Below are 203 nucleotides of genomic sequence, written 5' to 3'. Positions count from 1 at the left end.
GCCTGGCAACGTCCTACTCTCACAGGGACAAGGTCCCAACTACCATCGGCGCTAGAGAGCTTAACTTCCGTGTTCGGTATGGGAACGGGTGTGACCTCTCTGCCATCATTACCAGACTATATTCACTTGAGACAAACATTATTATACTTGATTCACTTAGAAAGTCAATAAGTTTTTTATATTCTCTCAAAACTAGATAACGT

1 rRNA gene is annotated in these 203 nt (G+C 42.4%); it reads right to left on the bottom strand.

Features of this window, described 5'->3' with window-relative positions:
- Nucleotides 1–116: ribosomal RNA gene (rrf, locus tag FT637_RS29795) — 5S ribosomal RNA — on the bottom strand.
- Nucleotides 117–203: the final 87 nt, after the last annotated feature.

Source organism: Bacillus cereus (assembly GCF_015071065.1).
Lineage (GTDB): Bacteria > Bacillota > Bacilli > Bacillales > Bacillaceae_G > Bacillus_A > Bacillus_A cereus_BA.
Note: the sequence above shows the minus strand (reverse complement) of the source record. Positions and strands in the feature narration are given on the sequence as shown.